The organism is Streptomyces sp. NPDC033136, assembly GCF_055578235.1.
This window is the reverse complement of record NZ_JBVIPD010000001.1, coordinates 120394-138005: the sequence shown is the minus strand read 5'-3', so window position 1 is coordinate 138005 and position 17612 is coordinate 120394. Positions and strand designations below refer to the sequence as shown.

18 protein-coding genes and 1 tRNA gene are annotated in these 17612 nt (G+C 73.7%); 6 read left to right on the top strand and 13 right to left on the bottom strand.

Annotation, left to right across the window (positions count from 1 at the left end; translation table 11 throughout):
• Nucleotides 1-129: 129 nt before the first annotated feature.
• The 6 genes from ACZ5TL_RS00670 to ACZ5TL_RS00645 form a co-directional block, all read right to left on the bottom strand.
• Entirely contained in the window at nt 130-423 is a 294-nt protein-coding gene (locus ACZ5TL_RS00670) for a Dabb family protein (RefSeq protein WP_468586220.1), read from the bottom strand.
• Nucleotides 423-599, bottom strand: a complete 177-nt coding sequence (locus ACZ5TL_RS00665; RefSeq protein ID WP_468586218.1) for a hypothetical protein — start codon at nt 597-599, stop codon at nt 423-425. The genes ACZ5TL_RS00670 and ACZ5TL_RS00665 overlap by 1 nt, the downstream gene beginning before the upstream one ends.
• 132 nt (nt 600-731) lie before the next feature.
• A tRNA-Ser gene (locus ACZ5TL_RS00660) sits at nt 732-816 on the bottom strand.
• A 54-nt stretch (nt 817-870) separates the two neighbouring features.
• The gene (gene tadA, locus ACZ5TL_RS00655) at nt 871-1302 is read right to left on the bottom strand and encodes a tRNA adenosine(34) deaminase TadA (protein WP_468586217.1); all 432 of its coding nucleotides are present in this window, start codon (nt 1300-1302) and stop codon (nt 871-873) included.
• Nucleotides 1303-1358: 56 nt separating this feature from the next.
• Nucleotides 1359-1910: a tRNA adenosine deaminase-associated protein gene (locus tag ACZ5TL_RS00650; RefSeq protein ID WP_468586215.1), complete on the bottom strand. Its 552-nt coding sequence runs from the start codon at nt 1908-1910 to the stop codon at nt 1359-1361.
• A 277-nt stretch (nt 1911-2187) separates the two neighbouring features.
• Nucleotides 2188-2430, bottom strand: coding sequence for a hypothetical protein (locus ACZ5TL_RS00645; protein ID WP_468587054.1), 243 nt, complete (start codon nt 2428-2430; stop codon nt 2188-2190).
• Nucleotides 2431-2562: 132 nt separating this feature from the next.
• On the opposite strand from ACZ5TL_RS00645, the gene upp reads away from it, so the two are divergent.
• A complete protein-coding gene (gene upp / locus ACZ5TL_RS00640) occupies nt 2563-3198 on the top strand; it encodes a uracil phosphoribosyltransferase (protein WP_468586213.1) in 636 nt (211 codons plus the stop codon).
• 13 nt (nt 3199-3211) lie between these two features.
• Here the strand turns inward: upp and ACZ5TL_RS00635 are convergent, their stop codons facing one another.
• The 3 genes from ACZ5TL_RS00635 to ACZ5TL_RS00625 form a co-directional block, all read right to left on the bottom strand.
• Complete coding sequence (locus ACZ5TL_RS00635) at nt 3212-3829, bottom strand: LytR C-terminal domain-containing protein (RefSeq protein ID WP_468587052.1); 618 nt, start codon at nt 3827-3829, stop codon at nt 3212-3214.
• Nucleotides 3830-3948: 119 nt separating this feature from the next.
• Complete coding sequence (locus tag ACZ5TL_RS00630; protein WP_004943146.1) at nt 3949-4245, bottom strand: type II toxin-antitoxin system VapB family antitoxin; 297 nt, start codon at nt 4243-4245, stop codon at nt 3949-3951.
• A 159-nt stretch (nt 4246-4404) separates the two neighbouring features.
• The gene (locus ACZ5TL_RS00625; RefSeq protein WP_468586211.1) at nt 4405-7797 is read right to left on the bottom strand and encodes a hypothetical protein; all 3393 of its coding nucleotides are present in this window, start codon (nt 7795-7797) and stop codon (nt 4405-4407) included.
• Between the two features lie 210 nt (nt 7798-8007).
• Between ACZ5TL_RS00625 and ACZ5TL_RS00620 the strand changes: the two genes are divergently transcribed.
• Nucleotides 8008-8190 (top strand): hypothetical protein, encoded by a 183-nt coding sequence (locus ACZ5TL_RS00620; protein ID WP_468586209.1) that lies wholly within the window; start codon nt 8008-8010, stop codon nt 8188-8190.
• A gap of 71 nt (nt 8191-8261) precedes the next feature.
• Here ACZ5TL_RS00620 and ACZ5TL_RS00615 read toward each other — a convergent pair whose 3' ends face one another.
• The 3 genes from ACZ5TL_RS00615 to ACZ5TL_RS00605 form a co-directional block, all read right to left on the bottom strand.
• Entirely contained in the window at nt 8262-8414 is a 153-nt protein-coding gene (locus ACZ5TL_RS00615; protein ID WP_468586207.1) for a hypothetical protein, read from the bottom strand.
• Between the two features lie 1135 nt (nt 8415-9549).
• Nucleotides 9550-10152: an HhH-GPD-type base excision DNA repair protein gene (locus ACZ5TL_RS00610; RefSeq protein ID WP_468586206.1), complete on the bottom strand. Its 603-nt coding sequence runs from the start codon at nt 10150-10152 to the stop codon at nt 9550-9552.
• Nucleotides 10153-10210: 58 nt separating this feature from the next.
• On the bottom strand, nt 10211-10933 hold the full coding sequence (locus ACZ5TL_RS00605; protein ID WP_468586204.1) for a siderophore-interacting protein: 723 nt from the start codon (nt 10931-10933) through the stop codon (nt 10211-10213).
• A 77-nt stretch (nt 10934-11010) separates the two neighbouring features.
• Between ACZ5TL_RS00605 and ACZ5TL_RS00600 the strand changes: the two genes are divergently transcribed.
• The 4 genes from ACZ5TL_RS00600 to ACZ5TL_RS00585 all read left to right on the top strand — a co-directional run bounded on the left by ACZ5TL_RS00600 (nt 11011) and on the right by ACZ5TL_RS00585 (nt 16694).
• Entirely contained in the window at nt 11011-13461 is a 2451-nt protein-coding gene (locus tag ACZ5TL_RS00600; RefSeq protein ID WP_468586202.1) for a penicillin acylase family protein, read from the top strand.
• The gene (locus ACZ5TL_RS00595; RefSeq protein WP_468586200.1) at nt 13454-14062 is read left to right on the top strand and encodes a GNAT family N-acetyltransferase; all 609 of its coding nucleotides are present in this window, start codon (nt 13454-13456) and stop codon (nt 14060-14062) included. The genes ACZ5TL_RS00600 and ACZ5TL_RS00595 overlap by 8 nt, the downstream gene beginning before the upstream one ends.
• Nucleotides 14059-14571, top strand: a complete 513-nt coding sequence (locus tag ACZ5TL_RS00590; protein ID WP_468586198.1) for a cupin domain-containing protein — start codon at nt 14059-14061, stop codon at nt 14569-14571. Before ACZ5TL_RS00595 ends, ACZ5TL_RS00590 begins: the two co-directional genes overlap by 4 nt.
• A 143-nt stretch (nt 14572-14714) precedes the next feature.
• Complete coding sequence (locus tag ACZ5TL_RS00585) at nt 14715-16694, top strand: copper resistance CopC/CopD family protein (RefSeq protein ID WP_468587050.1); 1980 nt, start codon at nt 14715-14717, stop codon at nt 16692-16694.
• Here the strand turns inward: ACZ5TL_RS00585 and ACZ5TL_RS00580 are convergent.
• The gene (locus ACZ5TL_RS00580) at nt 16594-17565 is read right to left on the bottom strand and encodes a DUF72 domain-containing protein (RefSeq protein ID WP_468587048.1); all 972 of its coding nucleotides are present in this window, start codon (nt 17563-17565) and stop codon (nt 16594-16596) included. The genes ACZ5TL_RS00585 and ACZ5TL_RS00580 overlap by 101 nt on opposite strands.
• Nucleotides 17566-17612: the final 47 nt, after the last annotated feature.

Below are 17612 nucleotides of genomic sequence, written 5' to 3'. Positions count from 1 at the left end.
CGGTTCCCTTGTGTGAAAGCACCAAATAATTCTGTTGGGGGAGGGGATTGCCAAAAAAATCGCTTTGGGCGGGGGAGGCTCCCCTTTTCGAAGCGACAGGGGGCTCCTCCGTGACCCGAGTGGCCGGGCTCAGAACTCGTAGTCCGCGATCACCCACGTGGCGAACTCCCGCCACAGTGCGACACCGGCCTGGTGGTCGGGGTGCTCCACGTACCGCCGCAGCGCCTCCGCGTCGTCGAAGGCCGAGTTGATGGCGAAGTCGTACGCGATGGGGCGGTCGCTGAGGTTCCAGCCGAGCTCCCAGAAGCGGAGCTCGGGGATCTTGCCGTCGAGCGCGCGGAAGGCTTCCACGCCCTTCACGACCCGGGGGTCGTCGCGCTCGACGCCCTCGTCGAGCTTGAAGAGGACCAGGTGGCGGATCATCACTTTCCTCCGGAGGCGACCCATGTGGCGAAGTCGCCGAGGGCATGGGCGGCGTCCGATATGCCCTGGAATCCTATCTTGACGTAGTCGGCGGCCCCGGTCGGGTCCGTGATGATCACGTACGCCGCGAAGGCCACGAGGACGAAGATGCCCACCTTCTTCGCGTTCACCGCCATCGCGGCCTCCCCTGTCACTGGTGTCTCAAACAGCGCACATGATCGCACAAGGGTCCGATCACACGAAGGGGCGGATCACACGAAGGACCGGACGCACGAAGGGCCCCGTCTGACGACGGGGCCCTTCTTCGGCGGTAGCGGAGGGATTTGAACCCTCGGTGACTTGCGCCACACTCGCTTTCGAGGCGAGCTCCTTCGGCCGCTCGGACACGCTACCGAGGGAGACCTTACAGCAAGGTGCCGCGTGCTTTGAAATCGGATTCGCGACGGTTCAGCGGCCGCGGAAGAACTCGGTGAGCAGCTGGGCGCACTCCTCGGCGAGCACTCCCTCGATCACCTCGGGCCGGTGGTTGAGCCGCCGGTCGCGCACGAGGTCCCAGAGGGAGCCGGCCGCTCCGGCCTTCTCGTCCCGGGCGCCGTAGACGAGCCGTTCGACGCGGGACTGCTGGATCGCGCCCGCGCACATCGTGCAGGGCTCCAGCGTGACCACGAGGGTGCAGCCGGCGAGCCGCCACTGCCCGAGGGCGGCCGCGGCCCGCCGGACGGCGAGGACCTCCGCGTGCGCGGTGGGGTCGCCGCCGGCCTCGCGTTCGTTGTGCCCGGTCGCGACCACGGTCGTACCGTCCGGCGCCAGGACGACGGCGCCGACGGGGACGTCCCCGCCCCGGACGGCCTCGGCGGCCTCGTCCAGGGCGAGCCGCATCGCGGACCGCCAGGGGTCCCGTACCGGATCCGGCGGTCCGGGGGTGGTGGGAGCGGTCAGCGGACGGTCTCCAGGGTCTCCGAGGCGCCCAGCGACTCGGCGATCTCGGTGACGGCGTCCGTCGCCATGGAGCGCAGTTCCTTCTCGCTCACGCCGAGGTCGTCGAGGATCTGGGCGTCGCCGACCGGGCCGTGCGGCACGCTGTCGGCCGAGCCGACGGCCACTCCGGCGCCGTCACCGGCGTCGGCTTCATCCTCGTCGTCGTCGGACTCACCGTCCTCGGTGCCGTCGAGGTCGAGGGCGTCCAGGTCGTCCCCGTCGTCCGGATCACGGCCGAGCAGCTCGTCGGTGAGCAGGATCTCCCCGTAGCTGCTGCGGGCAGCGGCGGCGGCGTCCGAGACGTAGATCCTGGGGTCGTCCTCGCCGTCCACGCGGACGACGCCGAACCAGGCGTCCTCCTGCTCGATGAGTACGAGCACCGTGTCCTCGTCGGGGGAGGCTTCACGGGCGAGGTCGGCCAGATCCGACAGGGTTTCCACATCGTCGAGCTCCGTGTCGCTCGCTTCCCACCCGTCTTCGGTGCGCGCGAGCAGTGCGGCGAAGTACACCGTGACTCTCCCACTGGTCTGAGGCGTGCCGGTTGGGGGTCCCCCCGGCGGAGGTTACGGGCGGGGAGTGCTCGTCCGAGCCCCACCCACTCGGAATCGTGGCAGAAACAAGGCGTTCAGGGGATGCCTTCGGCCCCCTGTGTCCGGCAGTTCTGCTCGCACGCTTGTTGCCGCCACCTGCGGATCGTACGCGGCTTTCCCCTGCTCCACGCACGGTCATCCGCGAAGAACGTCCGCGCGGTTCGTGATCTTCGCCGGAGGTTTCCCCGCCCGTTTGCTACCAGCGGAAGGTGCGCATGCGCATCGCGTGCCGCAGCCGGGCCGTCTTGGCGCGGCGCGGCTGGACGCGGTCGCGCAGCTCCCGGGCCTCGGCGAGGTCGCGCAGGAACCGGGCGCGGCGCCTGCGGCGCTCGGCGTCCGACTCATCCGGCTGGTCCGGCTCGTTCATCCGGTCGGCCTCCCAGCCCGTCCCGGCCGGTGCGCGCGGCGACGGATCGTCTCGGGATTCCCGGTCGGGCATCTGGCTCACCACCCCCAGTCCGTCTTTCCCACCTTCCCCCGGACGGGTCGTTTGACGCCGGCGATCGGGCGACGGCCGTACGGGGAGGCTGGCGTGCGGCCCGGGCCACCCTGCCCGGTTAATGTTGTGGACATGCGTCTCCACGTCGTCGACCACCCTTTGGTCGCCCACAAACTCACCACGCTGCGCGACCAGCGCACCGATTCCGCGACCTTCCGCCGTCTCGCCGACGAGCTGGTCACCCTGCTCGCCTACGAGGCCACGCGGGACGTGCGCACCGAACAGGTCGACATCCAGACGCCGGTCGCGCGGACCACGGGCGTCAAGCTCTCCCACCCGCGCCCGCTGGTGGTGCCGATCCTGCGGGCCGGCCTCGGCATGCTGGACGGCATGGTCCGGCTGCTGCCGACCGCCGAGGTGGGCTTCCTCGGCATGATCCGCAACGAGGAGACGCTGCAGGCCTCCACGTACGCCACCCGGATGCCGGAGGACCTGTCGGGGCGTCAGGTGTACGTGCTCGACCCGATGCTCGCCACCGGCGGCACGCTGGTCGCGGCGATCCGGGAGCTGATCCGGCGCGGCGCCGACGACGTGACCGCGGTGGTGCTGCTGGCCGCGCCGGAGGGCGTGGAGATCATGGAGCGCGAACTGGCGGGCACCCCGGTGACCGTCGTGACCGCCTCGGTCGACGAGCACCTGAACGAGCACGGCTACATCGTCCCGGGCCTCGGAGACGCGGGGGACCGGATGTACGGGGCGGCCGAGTAGGCCGGACGGTCCCTCAGCAGCCCTTCTTCTTCGTCGTCGGCGCCGGCTCGGGCCTGGCCAGCTCGGTCAGCGCCCGGTCGGCGTCCCTCTTCTTCGCCAGCTCCTTGAAGCCGTCCCCGATGACGAGGTCGACGGCAGCGCCCTTGCGGGCCGTCTCGGTACGCCGTTCGACGCCCGGGACCTGGGTGCCGAGCACGGGCAGCGCGGTGTCGAGGGCGGTGGCGGGACCGAGCAGCACGCCGGGGCCCTTGACCTTCTTGTCGTACTCCTTGGTCGCGTTGCCCACCTCGCCGATCCTGAAGCCGCGCTTCTTCAGCTCGTCGGCGGTCTTCTTCGCCAGGCCGCTGCGCGTGGTGGCGTTGAAGACGTTGACCGTGATCGCGCGGGGCTCGGGCAGGGGCTTGGCGCTGGGCGAGGGGGTGGCCTTGGTCCGGGCCTCGCAGTCCGTGCCGCCGGCCGCGGAAGCCTTCTCTCCGCCGCCGGTGAAGACATCGATGAGCTGCAGGGTGCCCCAGCCGCCCACGCCCAGCACGACGACGGAGGCGGCGCCCAGAGCGACGAGCCTGCCGCGTCGCCGGGGCCGGCGCATCCGGGGGTACTTGTTGCCCGTGATGCGGTACTTGCCGCCCATGCCTCGGGGAGTCAGCATGCTCATGAGCGCAGCGTAGTGCGCCTGGGCGATGATGCCTACTAGATGATCATTCGACATCGCCCAGGGGGACCCGAAAGGGCCAACCCGTCCGGCGAGGGTCAGTCGAGTTCGAGCACGCGTGCGTGCAGGACCTGACGCTGCTGGAGCGCCGCCCGCACGGCGCGGTGCAGGCCGTCCTCCAGGTACAGGTCGCCCTGCCACTTCACGACATGCGCGAAGAGGTCCCCGTAGAAGGTCGAGTCCTCGGCGAGGAGGGTCTCGAGGTCGAGCTGCTGTTTCGTCGTCACGAGCTGATCGAGGCGGACCGGGCGCGGCGCGACGTCCGCCCACTGCCGGGTGCTTTCCCGGCCGTGGTCGGGGTACGGCCGGCCGTTTCCGATGCGCTTGAAGATCACACGGAAAGCCTACCGGTCAAGACCTTCCGGGCGCAGCCATGGCGGCGAGGTACGACGCCGAAAAAATACCCGCAAGGCGGCACGAACCAGGAACAGGGGCATGAACATGCCTGATCGCCGGCCCCTGCCGTCTGCTCTCGCTCCCGAGGCGCCCCGCGCCTACGGACGGCTCGCCGTCGCTCCTGCCTGGGGCGGTACGGGTGCTTTCCAGGGTTGGGCGACGGTCCCGTCCGGGTTCCAGCCGTACCGCTGGAGCCGGTGGCCCCTGTCGGGCCGGCCCTCTTGCGCGAGCAGGCGCACGGCTTCGTCGATCGCGTACCGGTTGCCGGTGTCGGCGGAGTGCCGCAGGGCGTTGATCGCCGCCTCGGTGCGTCCCGCTTCGGCATGGAGGCGTGCGATGGTGCCGTGGTCGTGGCTGCGGGCCAGGTGGGCGAGGGCGTCGTCCACGCGCCCGGCGCGGGTCAGGACGTTCACCGCCGCCAGCCGTGAGGGGTGGTGGCGGGCGCCGCCGTCTCCGAGGAGGTGCCGAACGGCCTCGTCGACACGGCCCTGTTGCTCCAGCAGTCTCACGATCGGACTGCGGGAGAGGTCGAAGGGGTCGGTATCCGGCAGGAGGACATGTCCGGTGTCGTGCAGGTGCCGGTACGCGAGGAGGGCTTCGTCGGGGAAGCCGGAGCGCTCGGCGACCCGCGCCGCCCGGCTGATTGCGCGAGGGTCGCCGGAGCTGATCCGGGTGCGCATCCAGTCCCGGGTCTCACGCGCGTCCTCGGCTTCACCGACACGGGCTTCGCGGGCGGGGACGCGGCCGAGGACGTCCTCGTAGACGCCGGTCGCGTCGAGGAGGATTGTGGCGAGCATCATCGCGACCGCGTCGAGGGAGGCGTAGGCGTCCTCCCATTCCTGGACCGCCCCGGCCGGTGTGACGTCGTGACGGTGACGTGCGTACAGGTCGGAGCTCCAAGCGAAGGGACGCTGGCCCCCGCCGTCGGGATCCGCGGCCTCCTGGACCAGGAGCAGGGCGAGCGAGCGATGGCGCCGGGCGTACAGCAGCCCGGTCATCCGGCAGAGTGCCCGGGTGCCGTCGGTGCTCGCGGGTGAGGAGGGCCCGGTGCCGGCCAGCCAGAGCAGAGCGTCCTCGGCCCGGCCCCGGGCCTGCAGTGTGGCGACCGCTCGCGCCAGGGCGGGCCAGTCCCCGGCCGCGGCCCACTGCTGCGACCAGGCCAGCGCTTCGGGTGAGCGTCCGTCGGCCTCCAGCAGGTCGGCTACCCACGCGACGGTGTCCGCGCTCGCCGCGGCGTCCTCCTTGAGCCACTGGATCGCCTCCTCGGCGCGCCCGTGTGCGCGCAGTTGACCGACCGCTTCGATCTGCGCGGGCTTGTAGCCAAGGTCGGCCAGGTCACGCAGCCAGGCGATCGTCTCGTCGAGCCCGCCGGCCGCGATCATGACCTTGGTGGCCTCGCGCAAGGTGTCCTCATAGTCGCCGTCGTCCGGATCCTTGTTCTCCAGGAGCTCCTTCCACCACGTGATCGCCTCGTCGGTCCGGCCCTGCCGGTGGAGCAGGCGCGCGAGCCTCTTCCAGCCGTGCTCTCCTCCGGAGTAGCTGCGCCGCTTGGGCGCCCAGGCGATCGCCTCGTCGCTTCGGCCCTCCTGGAGCAGGAAGTCCATGATCGTCCGGTTGGCGTAGTAGTCCTCGCCCATGGCCCGCGCCGCCCGCTGCCACCAGTCGGTGGCTTCCGCACCGCGCCCGGCGGCGTCCAGGTGGTACGCCACCAGGCAGACCGCCTCGGCGTCACCGGCGTCGGCCGCCGTCGTCCACCACCGCAGCGCTTCGTCCCCGTGTCCCTGTCGTCGCGCATCCGCGCCGACGGTGACCATGGCCTGCGTGTCGCCCGCCTCGGCGGCGCAACGCCACCAGCCCCGGGCCTCGTCCGTCCGCCCGGCATGGTCCAGCAGGCGTGCCAGGCGCACCGCCGACTCCCGGTCGCCGTCCCGGGCGGCGCGGGCCAGCAGGAGCGCCGCGTACCGGAACCTGCCCCGCTCCTCGGCGGCCTCGGCGAGCACGCGCCGGTCCTCGGCGGGCAGGGCGTGGTCCAGGGCCGCCTGCCAGAAGCTGTCCGGGGGCACCTGGTCGTGTCGCCGGACACCGCCGTGCTGCTGGAGATAGTCGGCCAGGACGACCACGCCGGGCAGCGCCCCCATCCCCGAGGGACGGGGCACGTCCTGAAGTGGCCGGATGGTCTGCTTGAGCAGGGTGCGGGCATGGGCGAGGGCGCCGGTGAACCAGGTGCCGGGGTCGGCGGCGGCGCGTTCCGCGCGGGTGAGGTAGCCGGGTGCCGCGTCCCGCAGGAGGGGCACCGGCAACGGCCCGGCGACGCCGAGACGGTGGGCGTCCATGGCCCCGCTCACCAGGGCCTTTCCGTAGGTGCCGTGCGGGCCGTCCGGGTGTTCGTAGTGAGCCACCAGGTCCGGTCCGGCGGCCAGCACCTGGGTGACGTCGGTTCCGCCGCTCTCCAGGGCAGCGGCCAGGGACGCGTCCTGCCGGGCGGCCTGCCGGACGGCGTCCAGGTGCTCGGCGAAGGAGACGGGAAGGTGGACGTAGTGCGCCTGGTTCAGCAGCGTCCGGGCCTGCCGGTGGGGCTCCGGCCTGCCGGGAACGGCAGGGGGGCCGGAGGTGAGGATCTTGTCGTGGCCGGGCCACAGGGTGGCGAGCGCGATGAACGGGCCCCCGTCGTCGAGGCGGCGCAGCAGTGCGGCAGCGACGGCCTCGCCGGTGGGGCCGCCCAGGTAGTGCTGGGCCTCGTTGAGCCACAGGACCGTGCGCGGGCCCAGGGCATCCGCGGCCAGCATGGCGAGCAGGCTCTCGGCATCCGTGGGGAAGAACAGCTGGAAGGTGTCCGGCACCGCGTCGAGGGCCTCGACGGCGGTGCGGGTCTTGCCGGTGCACGACTCCCCGCGCACCACCACCAGCAGCGACTCGCCGCCGGTGACCGCGGCGGCCAGACGGGCTCGCAGAGCGTCGTCGTGGGGGCGTGGCACGTAGGCGGGCAGCACGAAGCCGGTGCCCTCCGCTGTCGCGGACTGCCCGGGAACGGCCGGGTGCACCCCGAGCCGCTGCGGGGTCCAGCGCCTGACCGGACGAGGGCGGTCCGCCAACGCGGCCTGCCGGGCCCGCCGCTCCCGGTCCCGGAGTCCGTCGAGGGCACGACGGCGTTCCAGGCCCTCCTGGTTCGACCGCGTCCGGCGCCGCTGCTCGGCCGTCCAGGCCGCGTCCCAGCGCGCCTCGTCGAGTAACTGGGCGACGCTCTCGTCCGAGTCCGCGTCGGCCCGGGTGGCCAGCAGGCCCTGGCGGGCGGCCTCCGCCCTGATCTCCGCCAGGACGGCCTGCAGGAGCTCCAGTCGCTGCGGGAAGCGGTCCCCTCGCAGCCACGCGCCGACCGTGTCCCGGGACAGTGGTGGCTCGACGACCCTGGACAGGGCGTTGTCCGACGGTTGCCTGCCCAGCCGGCACTCCTTGAACGCGCCCACGCGCCCCAGGTCTTCGAAGAAGCTCATCCCCGCCTCGTACGTGCGGGTGTCCGGCGGTGTCCTGGCGGCCTGCCAGGACACCGCCGGACACCGGACTCTCCCGGTCCGCCGCCTGCGACCCGGCAGCGGATCCGTCCAACCTAGGCGCGGACAGCGGCAGGACATGCCCCCGGACAGACAGCGTCACCCCCATCTGGTCCACACGACGGACGGGACCGCTCATCCAAGGAGACCGCGATGTCTACGCTCGACGTGTTGATGCTGCTGCTCGCGTGGTCGGTGGCCTTGCACATCGGCTGCCTTACCGCCTTCACCGCCCGGCGCGCCGGCAGGGACCGCGCCACGGCTCTCCTCATCGGCGGCAGCGCCGTCGGCACGGCGTGCGCACTGTATCTGGCGGCCGTCAGCGCCTACCACTGATCCGGCCGTTCACGAGACACGGCGTCCGGGACGGCGGAGGCGTCGGTCCGGCCGCCTCCGCCGCGGACGGGTCAGCCGCGGCCTCGGCTGACGGGTCGGCTGCGGCCCCGGCCCTTCGGGGGCTGCGGCTTCCGCTTGTCCGGCCGGGGGCTGGGCTTGGGGGTGCTGCGGGCGGCCTCCGCGCGTACGAGGGCGCGCAGGACGGCGTACGGGTCTTGGAGCATGGCGCTGTTCCTGTCTGGTTCCGTGCGGGGACTGAGGAGCCGTTGAGGGCGCTCTCAGCAGCGCAGGAACTCGGAACGCAGGGGGCGCGCGGGTCGCGCGGCGGGGCCTGCCGTACGGGCACGGGGTGCCGGGCGGTGTGCGCGGGCGCGGGCACCGGGAGCGGGGCGGGGCGCAGGGGGACGGCGGTGCGGCGGGCGCCCCGGGCCCGCGGGCGCGGTGCGGTGTCGAGGACGTCGCACTCGACGGTGATGCTCTCCCCGGTGACAGGGGCGGCGGGCCCCGTGTGGGCTTCGGCGTGCGCGCCCGGCACGAGCAGGGCCAGCAGCAGGACGAGCACCCGCAGCCAGGCGTGGCCGCGCGGGGCGCGGGGGACGACCGGCTGCGGCTGCGGTGCGGGACTCACGGGAGGTCATTCCCCGTCGTGCGCGGGGCGCTCATCCGCCTGGCTGCGAGATCCGCTCGCTCGGCGTATGCCGGACCCGGACTCGCGGGGCCGTGACGACCTCGGCGGCTCCGGAGGGTTGCCCTTTGAGGGCAGGCCCGTGGTGTGCGGTTTCCGGGGTGCGGAGGGGGCCGGGCCGTGCGGGTCGGGTGGCCAGGTGTCCCGTGGGCGGGGTGGTGCGTCGGGTAGCCGGGTGTCCTTCGGGCCGGGCGGTGCGGTGCGACCTTGCCGTTCCCGGCGGCCGGGGCCCTCAGGTGCTTGCGGGTCCTGTGGCCAGTGGTCGTGGGGGCCGGGTGGTGTGTGGCCGTGCCGTTCGTGGGTGCGGGGACCGTTCGGGCCCGGGCCCTCGGGGACAGGGGGCTCCAGCCCCTGGGGCGCGCGGTCGCGGTCGCGGTCGGCGTCGTGCTCCGGGTCCCAGGGGGAGCCGCTCGGTGGCTCGGTCATGGTCCATGCTCGGACCGGCCCGGAAGCGTCCGCCATCCGGGGCGGGCCAGGCGGCTGACGGCTGCGGGAGCGCGGGCTTCGCCGCGTTGGGTGTGGGCTGGGGCGGGTGGCTGGCGGTTGCGGGACTGCGGTCTTCGTCGCGTTGGGTTGGGGGCCGTCAGGTGGCTCACGGCGTGGTGGGTGCGCTCTGGGCCGGTGCCCGCGGGGGCGGATGACGCCATGCGCCGGCATCGGGCGCCGTGTCCGGGTTACGCGCCGGCGGCCTTCTCCGCCTTGGCTGCCTTGGCTGCCGCCTTCATCTCCTGCTTGTGCGCCCGTACCTTGGCCAGCGACTCGGGCCCGGTGATGTCGGCGACCGAGCGGAACGACTTCGCCTCGCCGTAGGAACCGGCCGCCTCCCGCCACCCCGTGGGCCGCACCCCGAGCTGCTTGCCGAGCAGGGCGAGGAAGATCTGGGCCTTCTGCTTGCCGAAGCCCGGCAGTCCCGCCAGGCGCCTCAGCAGCTCCTTGCCGGTGCCGACGTCCTTCCAGACGGCCTCGGCGTCACCGTCGTAGTGCTCGACGAGGTACTGGCACAGCTGCTGGATCCGCTTGGCCATGGAGCCCGGGTAGCGGTGCACCGCGGGCTTCTGGGAGAGCAGGGCGGCGAAGGCCTCCGGCTCGTGCGCGGCGATCTCGTGTGCGTCCAGGTCGTCCGTGCCGAGCCGCTGGGCGATGGCCGCCGGGCCCTTGAACGCCCACTCCATCGGAACCTGCTGGTCCAGCAGCATCCCGACCAGCGCGGCGAGCGGACTGCGGCCGAGCAGCGCGTCGGCCTCGGGGTCCTGGGCGAGGTGAAGAGTGACGTCCATGCCCCCGATCATCCCCCGGTGCGGGCCCGGCCGCGTCCGGAGCCCGGCCCGTCCCGCCTCACGTCGCCCGCCAGTAGCCCAGCGCGTGCACCCGCTGCTTGGGCAGGCCCAGTTCCTTGCGGACATAGGTGGCGAGCGACCGGGTCGTCGCCGTGTCGCAGGCGATCCAGACGTACGGGTCGGAGGTGCCCCGGAGCAGGCCGGGCAGGTCCGACTTCACCCGGTCGACCAGGTGGGCTCCGGAGTCCCGGCGCGGCACCGTGCGCAGCTCGTGCCGGTCCGGGTCGGTGCGGAACGGCAGTTCCTCGTCGCCGCCCTCGAACCAGACGGTGGCCGGGGCGGAGCCCAGCGCGTCCAGGAGGGAGTTGATGGCCGGCAGGGAGGCCGGGTCGCCGACGGCGAAGACGTGCGAGGGCGCGGGGCTCGGGTGCTCGAAGCCGGTGCCCTGGACGGTCGCCTCGATGGTGTCGCCCGGCTTCGCCACCCGGGCCCAGTCGCTCGCGCACCCCTCGTGCAGGGCGAACTCCAGGCTGAAGGTGCCGGCCGCCGGGTCCGGGTCGACCAGGGTGTAGGCCCGCTGGTGCGGCTTGCCCGCGTTGTCGAACCAGAGCCGGACCCACATGGTGGGATGCACTCCGGCCGCCGCCAGCAGACCGCCGTCGGTGAAGCACAGCCGCCGGTAGTCCGGGGTGACGTCCTCCGCGTCGGTCACGGTGAACTCGAAATCCTTCGCGCGCAGCAGTCTGAGGACCGCGCCCTCCCAACCCCGCCCCTGCCCCATTGCGTCCTCACCCTTCACGTACGATTCGCCCGATTGGACTTAGGCAAGGCTAACCTAAAACAATGGAGGGGTGCAGCGTGGCCACCGAGATCTACCGTGACGCCTGGGGCATTCCGCATCTGCGCGCGGGCAGCGCGGCCGAACTCGCCCACGCGCAGGGCCTCGTCACCGCCCGCGACCGGGCCTGGCAGCTGGAGGCCGAGCGGCACCGGGCGCAGGGCACCTCGGCGTCCTTCCTCGGCGAGAGCGCCCTGGCCTGGGACCGGTTCGCGAGACGGGCCCGACTCGCAGACACCGCGGGAAGATGCTTCGCGGCCCTGGAGAGACGGGACCCGGAGACGGCGGGGTGGGTGCGGGCATACGTCGACGGGGTGAACGCGGGGCTGGCGGAGGCGGCCGAGGCGGGCACGGCCGACGGCACCGGCCCGTCCCCGGCCGCGGGCCCTGGGTCCGCCCGTACCGGCCCGTCCCCGGCCGCGGGCCCTGGGTCCGCCCGTACCGGCCCGTCCCCGGCCGCGGGCCCTGGGTCCGCCCGTACCGGTCCGTCCCCGGCGGCGGGCCCCGGGTCCGCCCGTACCGGTCCGTCCCCGGCGGCGGGCCCCGGGTCCGCCCGTACCGGTCCGTCCCCGGCGGCCCCTGGGGCCATCCGCACCGGCCCTGGGTCCGCCCGTACCGGCCCGTCCCGGGCGGTGGCCCCCGAATGCGCCCGTACCAGCTCGCCCCCGGCGGCAGCCCCCGAATCCGCCCGCATCGCCCCCGAGTTCGCCCGCACCCGCCTCGCCCCCGGCCGCTGGGATCCCTGGACCCCCCTCGCCGTCTGGCTCGCCACGCACATCCTCTTCGCCGGCTTCCCCGCCAAGCTCTGGCGCGAGCAGGTCCTCGCCCACCTCGGCGCGGACGCCGTGGGCCTGTTCGCCGCCGACGGCCCCGGCACCTCCGGCAGCAACGGCTGGCTGGTGAGCGGCGAGCGGACCGTCACCGGGCAGGCGGTCATCGCCGGCGACCCGCACCGCTGGATCGAGGATCCCGGCGTCTACCAGCAGATCCACCTGTCCTGCCCGGAGTTCGACGTCGTCGGCCTGGCCGTCCCCGGCATCCCCGGCATCGCCCACTTCGGACACACCGGCACGGTCGCCTGGGCCATCACCAACGCCATGGCCGACTACCAGGACCTGTACCGGGAGCGGCTGCGGCGCACCGGCGCCGGTGTGGAGGCGCTCGGCCCGGACGGGGTCTGGCGGCGGGCGGCCCGGCACACGGAGGCCGTCGAGGTAGCGGGCGAGGAGCCGGTCGAGGTCGAGGTGATCGAGACCGAGCGCGGGCCCGTGATCATCGGCGGGCCCGAGGGCCTCGACGGTGACCCGGCCGACCCGGCCGGTCCCTCCGGGGTGCCCGTGGCGGTCAGCCTGCGCTACCCGCCCCGCGTCACCGGCGACCTGGGCTTCAGCGCCCTGCTGCCGCTGCTGCGGGCCCGCCGGGTCGCCGACGTGGACCGGGCCTTCGACCGCTGGGCCGAGCCGGTCAACGTCGTCCAGGCCGCCGACACCGAGGGCGGTGTCCTGCACCGCGTGGCCGGGTACGTGCCGCTGCGCGCCGAGGCCAACCGGCTGCGCCCGGTGCCCGCCTGGGAGCCCGGCCACGAGTGGCGCGGCCGGCACGAGACGCCCCGCGCCGGACTCACCGACGGCGTCGCCGTCATGGCCAACCAGCGCGGCCCGGCCGCACCCCTCGGCGTCGAGTTCGCCCCGCCGCACCGCCACGACCGCATCACCGCGCTGCTGGCCGGCAGGGAGCGCTGGTCCGCCGCCGACATGCCCGCCGTCCACACGGACACCCACCTCGCCTCCGCGACCGCCCTCCTGGACCACCTCCGCTCCCTCGGCGCCCTCACCCCCGAGGCCGCCGCCCTCCGGGACCGCCTCCTCGCCTGGGACCGCCGGATGGACGCGGACAGCGCCGACGCGGCCCTCTACGCCGCCGTGCGCGGAGCGGTCGTACGGCGGCTCGCGGCACACCCGGCGTTCGCCGCGCTGGCCACGCCGCCGGCGTACCCGGAGGTGTTCCAGCCCTGGCTCGCCCTCCTCCCGCGCGTCGGCTTCGCCCTCGAACACCTGCTGACCGCCCAGGAGCTTTACGGCATCGACCGCCCGGCGGCGGTCCGCGCGGCGGTCGAGGAGGTGGCCGGACGGCCCCCGGCCGGTTCCTGGGGCGACACCCACCGGCTCGCCCCCTGGCGGGCCCTGGAACCGGAGACGCCGTACGACGAACCGGGGCTGTCCGGCGACCACGACTGTGTGCTGTGCACCTCGGGCGTGCCGGGCCTCACCGACCGTGCCGCGCGTGGCCCGGCCGCCCGGTACGTCTGGGACCTGGCCCGGCGCGAGGACAGCCGCTGGGTGGTCCCGCTCGGCGCCTCGGGCGTCCCCGGCTCGCCCCACCACCGCGACCAGCTCCCCCTGTGGCTCGCGGGAGACCTCGTCCCGGTCGTCACCGACTGGGCGCAGCTGAACAAGGAGACCGATGTCTGACCCGTACGCCGCCCGCACCGCCGTCCACGAACAGCCGGCCGGCGGCTTCGGCACCGTCCGCGTCCTGGCGCTGGACCCGGAGGCCGACGCCGGGGTGATCCACCGCTGGGTGAGCGAGGACCGGGCCGCCTTCTGGGGCATGAACGGTCTCACCGAGCGGCAGGTCGCCGAGATCTACGCGCACATGGACACGCTCACCACCCACCACGCCTTCCTGGTCGTCCGGGGCGGCGAGCCGGTCGCGCTCCTGCAGACCTACGAGCCCGAGGCCGACCGTGTGAGCGAGTGCTACGAGGTCCGCCCCGGTGACATCGGCCTCCACCTGCTGCTCGCGCCCGCCGGGCCCGACGGCGGGCAGCCCGGCTGGACGGCCCGGCTGGTGGCCGTCATCGCCGGGTACGTCCTGCTGGGCCTGGGCCGCCGGCGGGTCGTCGTCGACCCGGACGTGCGCAACGAGAAGGCGGTCGCCCGTTTCCTCCGGCAGGGCTTCACGCCGGGGCCGGTGGTCGTGCTGCCGGAGGTCGACCTCCCGGACGTGTACCTGCCGGAGAAGAAGGCCCAGCTCGCCTTCCTGGAAAGGGAGATACTCTTCCCCGGGTGACGCCCGACGACCTCATCACCCTCCCCCATTGCCTTAAGGGCATGGGAGGTACCCCCATCGGCCTGGAGCCGATCCCCAGCGAAGGCGGCCTGTTCCGCCAGACCTGGGCCGGACCCGGGCGCCCCGACGGCAGACCGGAGGGCACGGCGATCGTCGCGCTCCTCACCGCGGATGACTTCTCCGCCCTCCACCGCCTGCCCACGGACGAGATCTGGCACTTCTACCTCGGCGACCCGCTGGAGCTGCTTCTCCTCGCCCCGGACGGAAGCACGCGGACCGTGGTCCTCGGCCCGGACGTCCTGCACGGCGGGCACATCCAGTTCACGGTCCCGGCCGGCACGTGGATGGGCGGCAGGGTGAGCGAGGGCGGCTCGTGGACCCTGTTCGGCTGCACGATGGCCCCCGGCTTCACGTTCGAGGGCTACGAGCACGGCGACGCGGCGGACCTGACGGCCCGCTACCCGGCAGCGGCGGACAAGATCGCGAAACTGTCCGGGCCCGTCTCCTGAGAGACGCGCGGAACCCGGTGAGCGCTGTGCCGATCCCCTCCGTACATAACCCGGAGCCGTACAGCCCGACCCCGGAGAACCACGTGGACCAACGGCGGAACGAGGACCGCGATGGCGGACGAACCCGGCGACTTCAAGGCCTGCTGCTGCTCGGCACCCTGCTGGTCCTGCTCCTCGGCGGAGCCGCCCCCGCCTCGGCCCACGCGGCCCTGCGCGGCACCGACCCCGACGACGGCTCCGTCGTCAGCCAGGCCCCCCGCCACGTCACCCTGACCTTCACCGAGTCCGTCGGCCTGCTCGACGACTCCTTCCGGGTCTTCGGTCCCGACCAGCGCCGGGTGCCCACGGGTGAGGCCGAGCACGCGGACGGCCGCTCCGACACGGCCCGGGTCGGCCTGCCCCGCAAGCTCGACGAGGGCACGTACACCGTGGCCTGGCGGGTCGTGTCCGCCGACAGCCACCCGGTCTCCGGTGCCTTCACCTTCTCCGTCGGGAAACGTTCCGCCACCACGGCCCAGGTCGACACCGGCCCGTCCGAGGACCCCCTGACCGGCGGCCTCCACGACGCCGCCCGCTACCTCGCCTACCTCGCCGCCGCGCTGCTCGTCGGCACGGTCGCGTTCGCGCTGCTGTGCCGGCCCGCGAACACGTCCCCGCTGCGCCGGCCCCTTGCCGCGGCCTGGTGGACGCTGCTGGGCTCGACGGCCGTCCTGTTCCTGTTGCGCGCCCCGTACGAGGCGGGCACCGGCCCGGCGACGGCCTTCGACACCGAGGCCCTCGGCCGCACGCTGACCGGCCGCCCGGGTCTGGCTCTGCTCGCCCGGCTGGGCGTCCTCCTGCTGACCGCCGCCTTCCTGGTGTGGCTGTCCAGGCGCCGTGACCGCCGGGGGCCCGTCGCGCTCGCGCTCGGCACGACCCTGGCCGTCAGCCTGGCCCTGACCTGGGCGGCGGCCGAGCACGCCTCCGCCGGCATCCAGGTGCCGGTGGCGATGACGTCGTCCGTGCTGCACTTGCTGGCCACGGGTGTCTGGCTCGGCGGCCTCGTGGCCATGCTCCTCACCCTGCGCCGCTCCTCCGGCGAGGCCCTGGCGGAGGTCGTCCCCCGCTTCTCGCGGATCGCCTTCGCCTCGGTGACCGTCCTGGCCGTCACCGGCCTCTACCAGTCCTGGCGCGGTCTCGGCACGCTCCCCGCGCTGACCGGGACGTCGTACGGCCGTCTGCTGCTGGCCAAACTGGTCGCGGTGACCGCGCTGTTGCTGATGGCCGGGTACTCGCGGCGCTGGACGGCGCGCATCGCGGCACCGGCGACGGCCACCGCCCGGGCCGCCGTACCCGAACGGGTCCCGCAGCCGGTCGGCGCACCGGCGGACTGCGAGGATCCGGAGACCTCCGAGGCCGTACGGGACAAGCCGGGTGGCCTGGGTGAGCCGGGAGGTCCAGGTGAACCGGGAGGCCTGAGTGAATCGGGTGACCCGAATGAACCGGGTGCCCCCGATGAACCAGAAGACCCGGACCTCGACGAACCAAGAGACCTGGGTGACCTCGACGAGCCAAAAGACCCGGACGACCCCGACGAACCAAAATACCCAGGAGACCCAAAAGACCCAGGAGACCCAGGAGACCCGGACGCCCGTCGGCGCGGTCTGCGCCGGTCCGTCCTCGTCGAAGTCGCCGTGGCCGCCGTGGTGCTGCTGATCACGACCGTGCTCACCGGGACCCTGCCCGCCCGCGCCGAGGCCGAGGCGGCGCGGCAGGCCCCGGCGGGCGCGTTGCCGCCCACCACGCAGGTGACGGTGCCGTTCGACACGGGCACGGGTTCCGTGACCGGCCGCGGCACGGTGCAGGTCACCGTGGACCCGGCCCGGGTCGGCGAGAACGGCGTCCAGGCCGTGGTCTACGGCGCCGACACCGGTCTGATCGTCGTCCCCGAAGTCCGCATCAGCTTCAGCCTCCCCTCGCGCGAGGTCGGCCCGATCGACGCCGGACTCACCGACCAGGGCGGCTACTGGGGCGCGAACGCCGTCAACCTGCCGCTCGCCGGGAACTGGAGGATAAGGACGACCGTGCGGGTGTCGGACGTGGACCAGGTGACGGTGGAGAAGCGGGTGCGGATCGTGCCGTAGGCAGCCTCGGTGCCACCGCCGAAGTGGCACCGCCGAGGAGCCGGGTCATGGTCTCGGCGGCGCGTACGGCGGCGTCGCCGCAGCAGTTGTTGAACAGGACGTGGACCTGCTCGGCCCGTTCGGCCAGCCCGCGCACCCGGGGCAGCCACTCGGCGAGTTCGTCCTCGTCGTAGGCGTGCCGGAACCGGTCCTCCTTGCTGCCGGTCCCCCAGGCGGCGCTGCGGCCGTGGAACCGTACGACGGACAGCCGGGGCGACGTCACCGGCGTCACGGGCGGGACGGAGGAGGGAAGCGTCTGGATCATGTCGACGGCGACCGCGGCCATGCCGTACCGGGCGAGCAGCGCGCACGTCGCGTCGGCCCGGCCCGGCTCCCACCAGGACGGATGGCGGAACTCCACGGCGAGGGGCCACCCTTCCGTCCGCTCGGCGCACTCCCGCAGGAAGGCCTCGGCCCGCGGCCCGGGCCGGAACCAGGGCGGGAACTGGAACAGCACGCTCCCGAGCCGCCCGGCCCGCCGCAGCGGCTCGGCCCCGGCCGCGAACCGGGCCCACACATCGTCCAGCACCGCCGGGTCCCGGTGATCGGCCGGCAGCCCCGCCGGCAGCGCGGCCTCCCGGGTGGGATGCCCGGTCAGCAGCGCGAACGCCTTCATGTCGAAGATGAACCCGTCCGGTGTCCGTTCCGCCCACAGCCGGCTGTTCCGCTCGCTCGGCAGCGCGTAGTAGGAGGCGTCGACCTCGACGACGGGGAACCGCTCGGCGTAGTGCCGTAACCGCCCCTCGGCGTCCCGCCGCCCCGCCGGATACCAGCCGCTGGTGACCAGGGCCCGGTCGGTCCAGGAACACGTGCCCACGAGGATCTCGCCCATGGGGGAGCGGTTACCCGGGCCGGACACCGGCAGGCTCCACTCTCCCG

Excerpts from the sequence above, each read along its gene's own strand:
- ACZ5TL_RS00670 (WP_468586220.1), bottom strand. The coding sequence starts at position 423 with ATGATCCGCCACCTGGTCCTCTTCAAGCTCGACGAGGGCGTCGAGCGC.
- ACZ5TL_RS00665 (WP_468586218.1), bottom strand. The coding sequence starts at position 599 with ATGGCGGTGAACGCGAAGAAGGTGGGCATCTTCGTCCTCGTGGCCTTC.
- tadA (WP_468586217.1), bottom strand. The coding sequence starts at position 1,302 with ATGCGGCTCGCCCTGGACGAGGCCGCCGAGGCCGTCCGGGGCGGGGAC.
- ACZ5TL_RS00645 (WP_468587054.1), bottom strand. The coding sequence starts at position 2,430 with ATGCCCGACCGGGAATCCCGAGACGATCCGTCGCCGCGCGCACCGGCC.
- upp (WP_468586213.1), top strand. The coding sequence starts at position 2,563 with ATGCGTCTCCACGTCGTCGACCACCCTTTGGTCGCCCACAAACTCACC.
- ACZ5TL_RS00635 (WP_468587052.1), bottom strand. The coding sequence starts at position 3,829 with ATGGGCGGCAAGTACCGCATCACGGGCAACAAGTACCCCCGGATGCGC.
- ACZ5TL_RS00625 (WP_468586211.1), bottom strand. The coding sequence starts at position 7,797 with ATGAGCTTCTTCGAAGACCTGGGGCGCGTGGGCGCGTTCAAGGAGTGC.
- ACZ5TL_RS00620 (WP_468586209.1), top strand. The coding sequence starts at position 8,008 with ATGTCTACGCTCGACGTGTTGATGCTGCTGCTCGCGTGGTCGGTGGCC.
- ACZ5TL_RS00615 (WP_468586207.1), bottom strand. The coding sequence starts at position 8,414 with ATGCTCCAAGACCCGTACGCCGTCCTGCGCGCCCTCGTACGCGCGGAG.
- ACZ5TL_RS00610 (WP_468586206.1), bottom strand. The coding sequence starts at position 10,152 with ATGGACGTCACTCTTCACCTCGCCCAGGACCCCGAGGCCGACGCGCTG.
- ACZ5TL_RS00605 (WP_468586204.1), bottom strand. The coding sequence starts at position 10,933 with ATGGGGCAGGGGCGGGGTTGGGAGGGCGCGGTCCTCAGACTGCTGCGC.
- ACZ5TL_RS00595 (WP_468586200.1), top strand. The coding sequence starts at position 13,454 with ATGTCTGACCCGTACGCCGCCCGCACCGCCGTCCACGAACAGCCGGCC.
- ACZ5TL_RS00580 (WP_468587048.1), bottom strand. The coding sequence starts at position 17,565 with ATGGGCGAGATCCTCGTGGGCACGTGTTCCTGGACCGACCGGGCCCTG.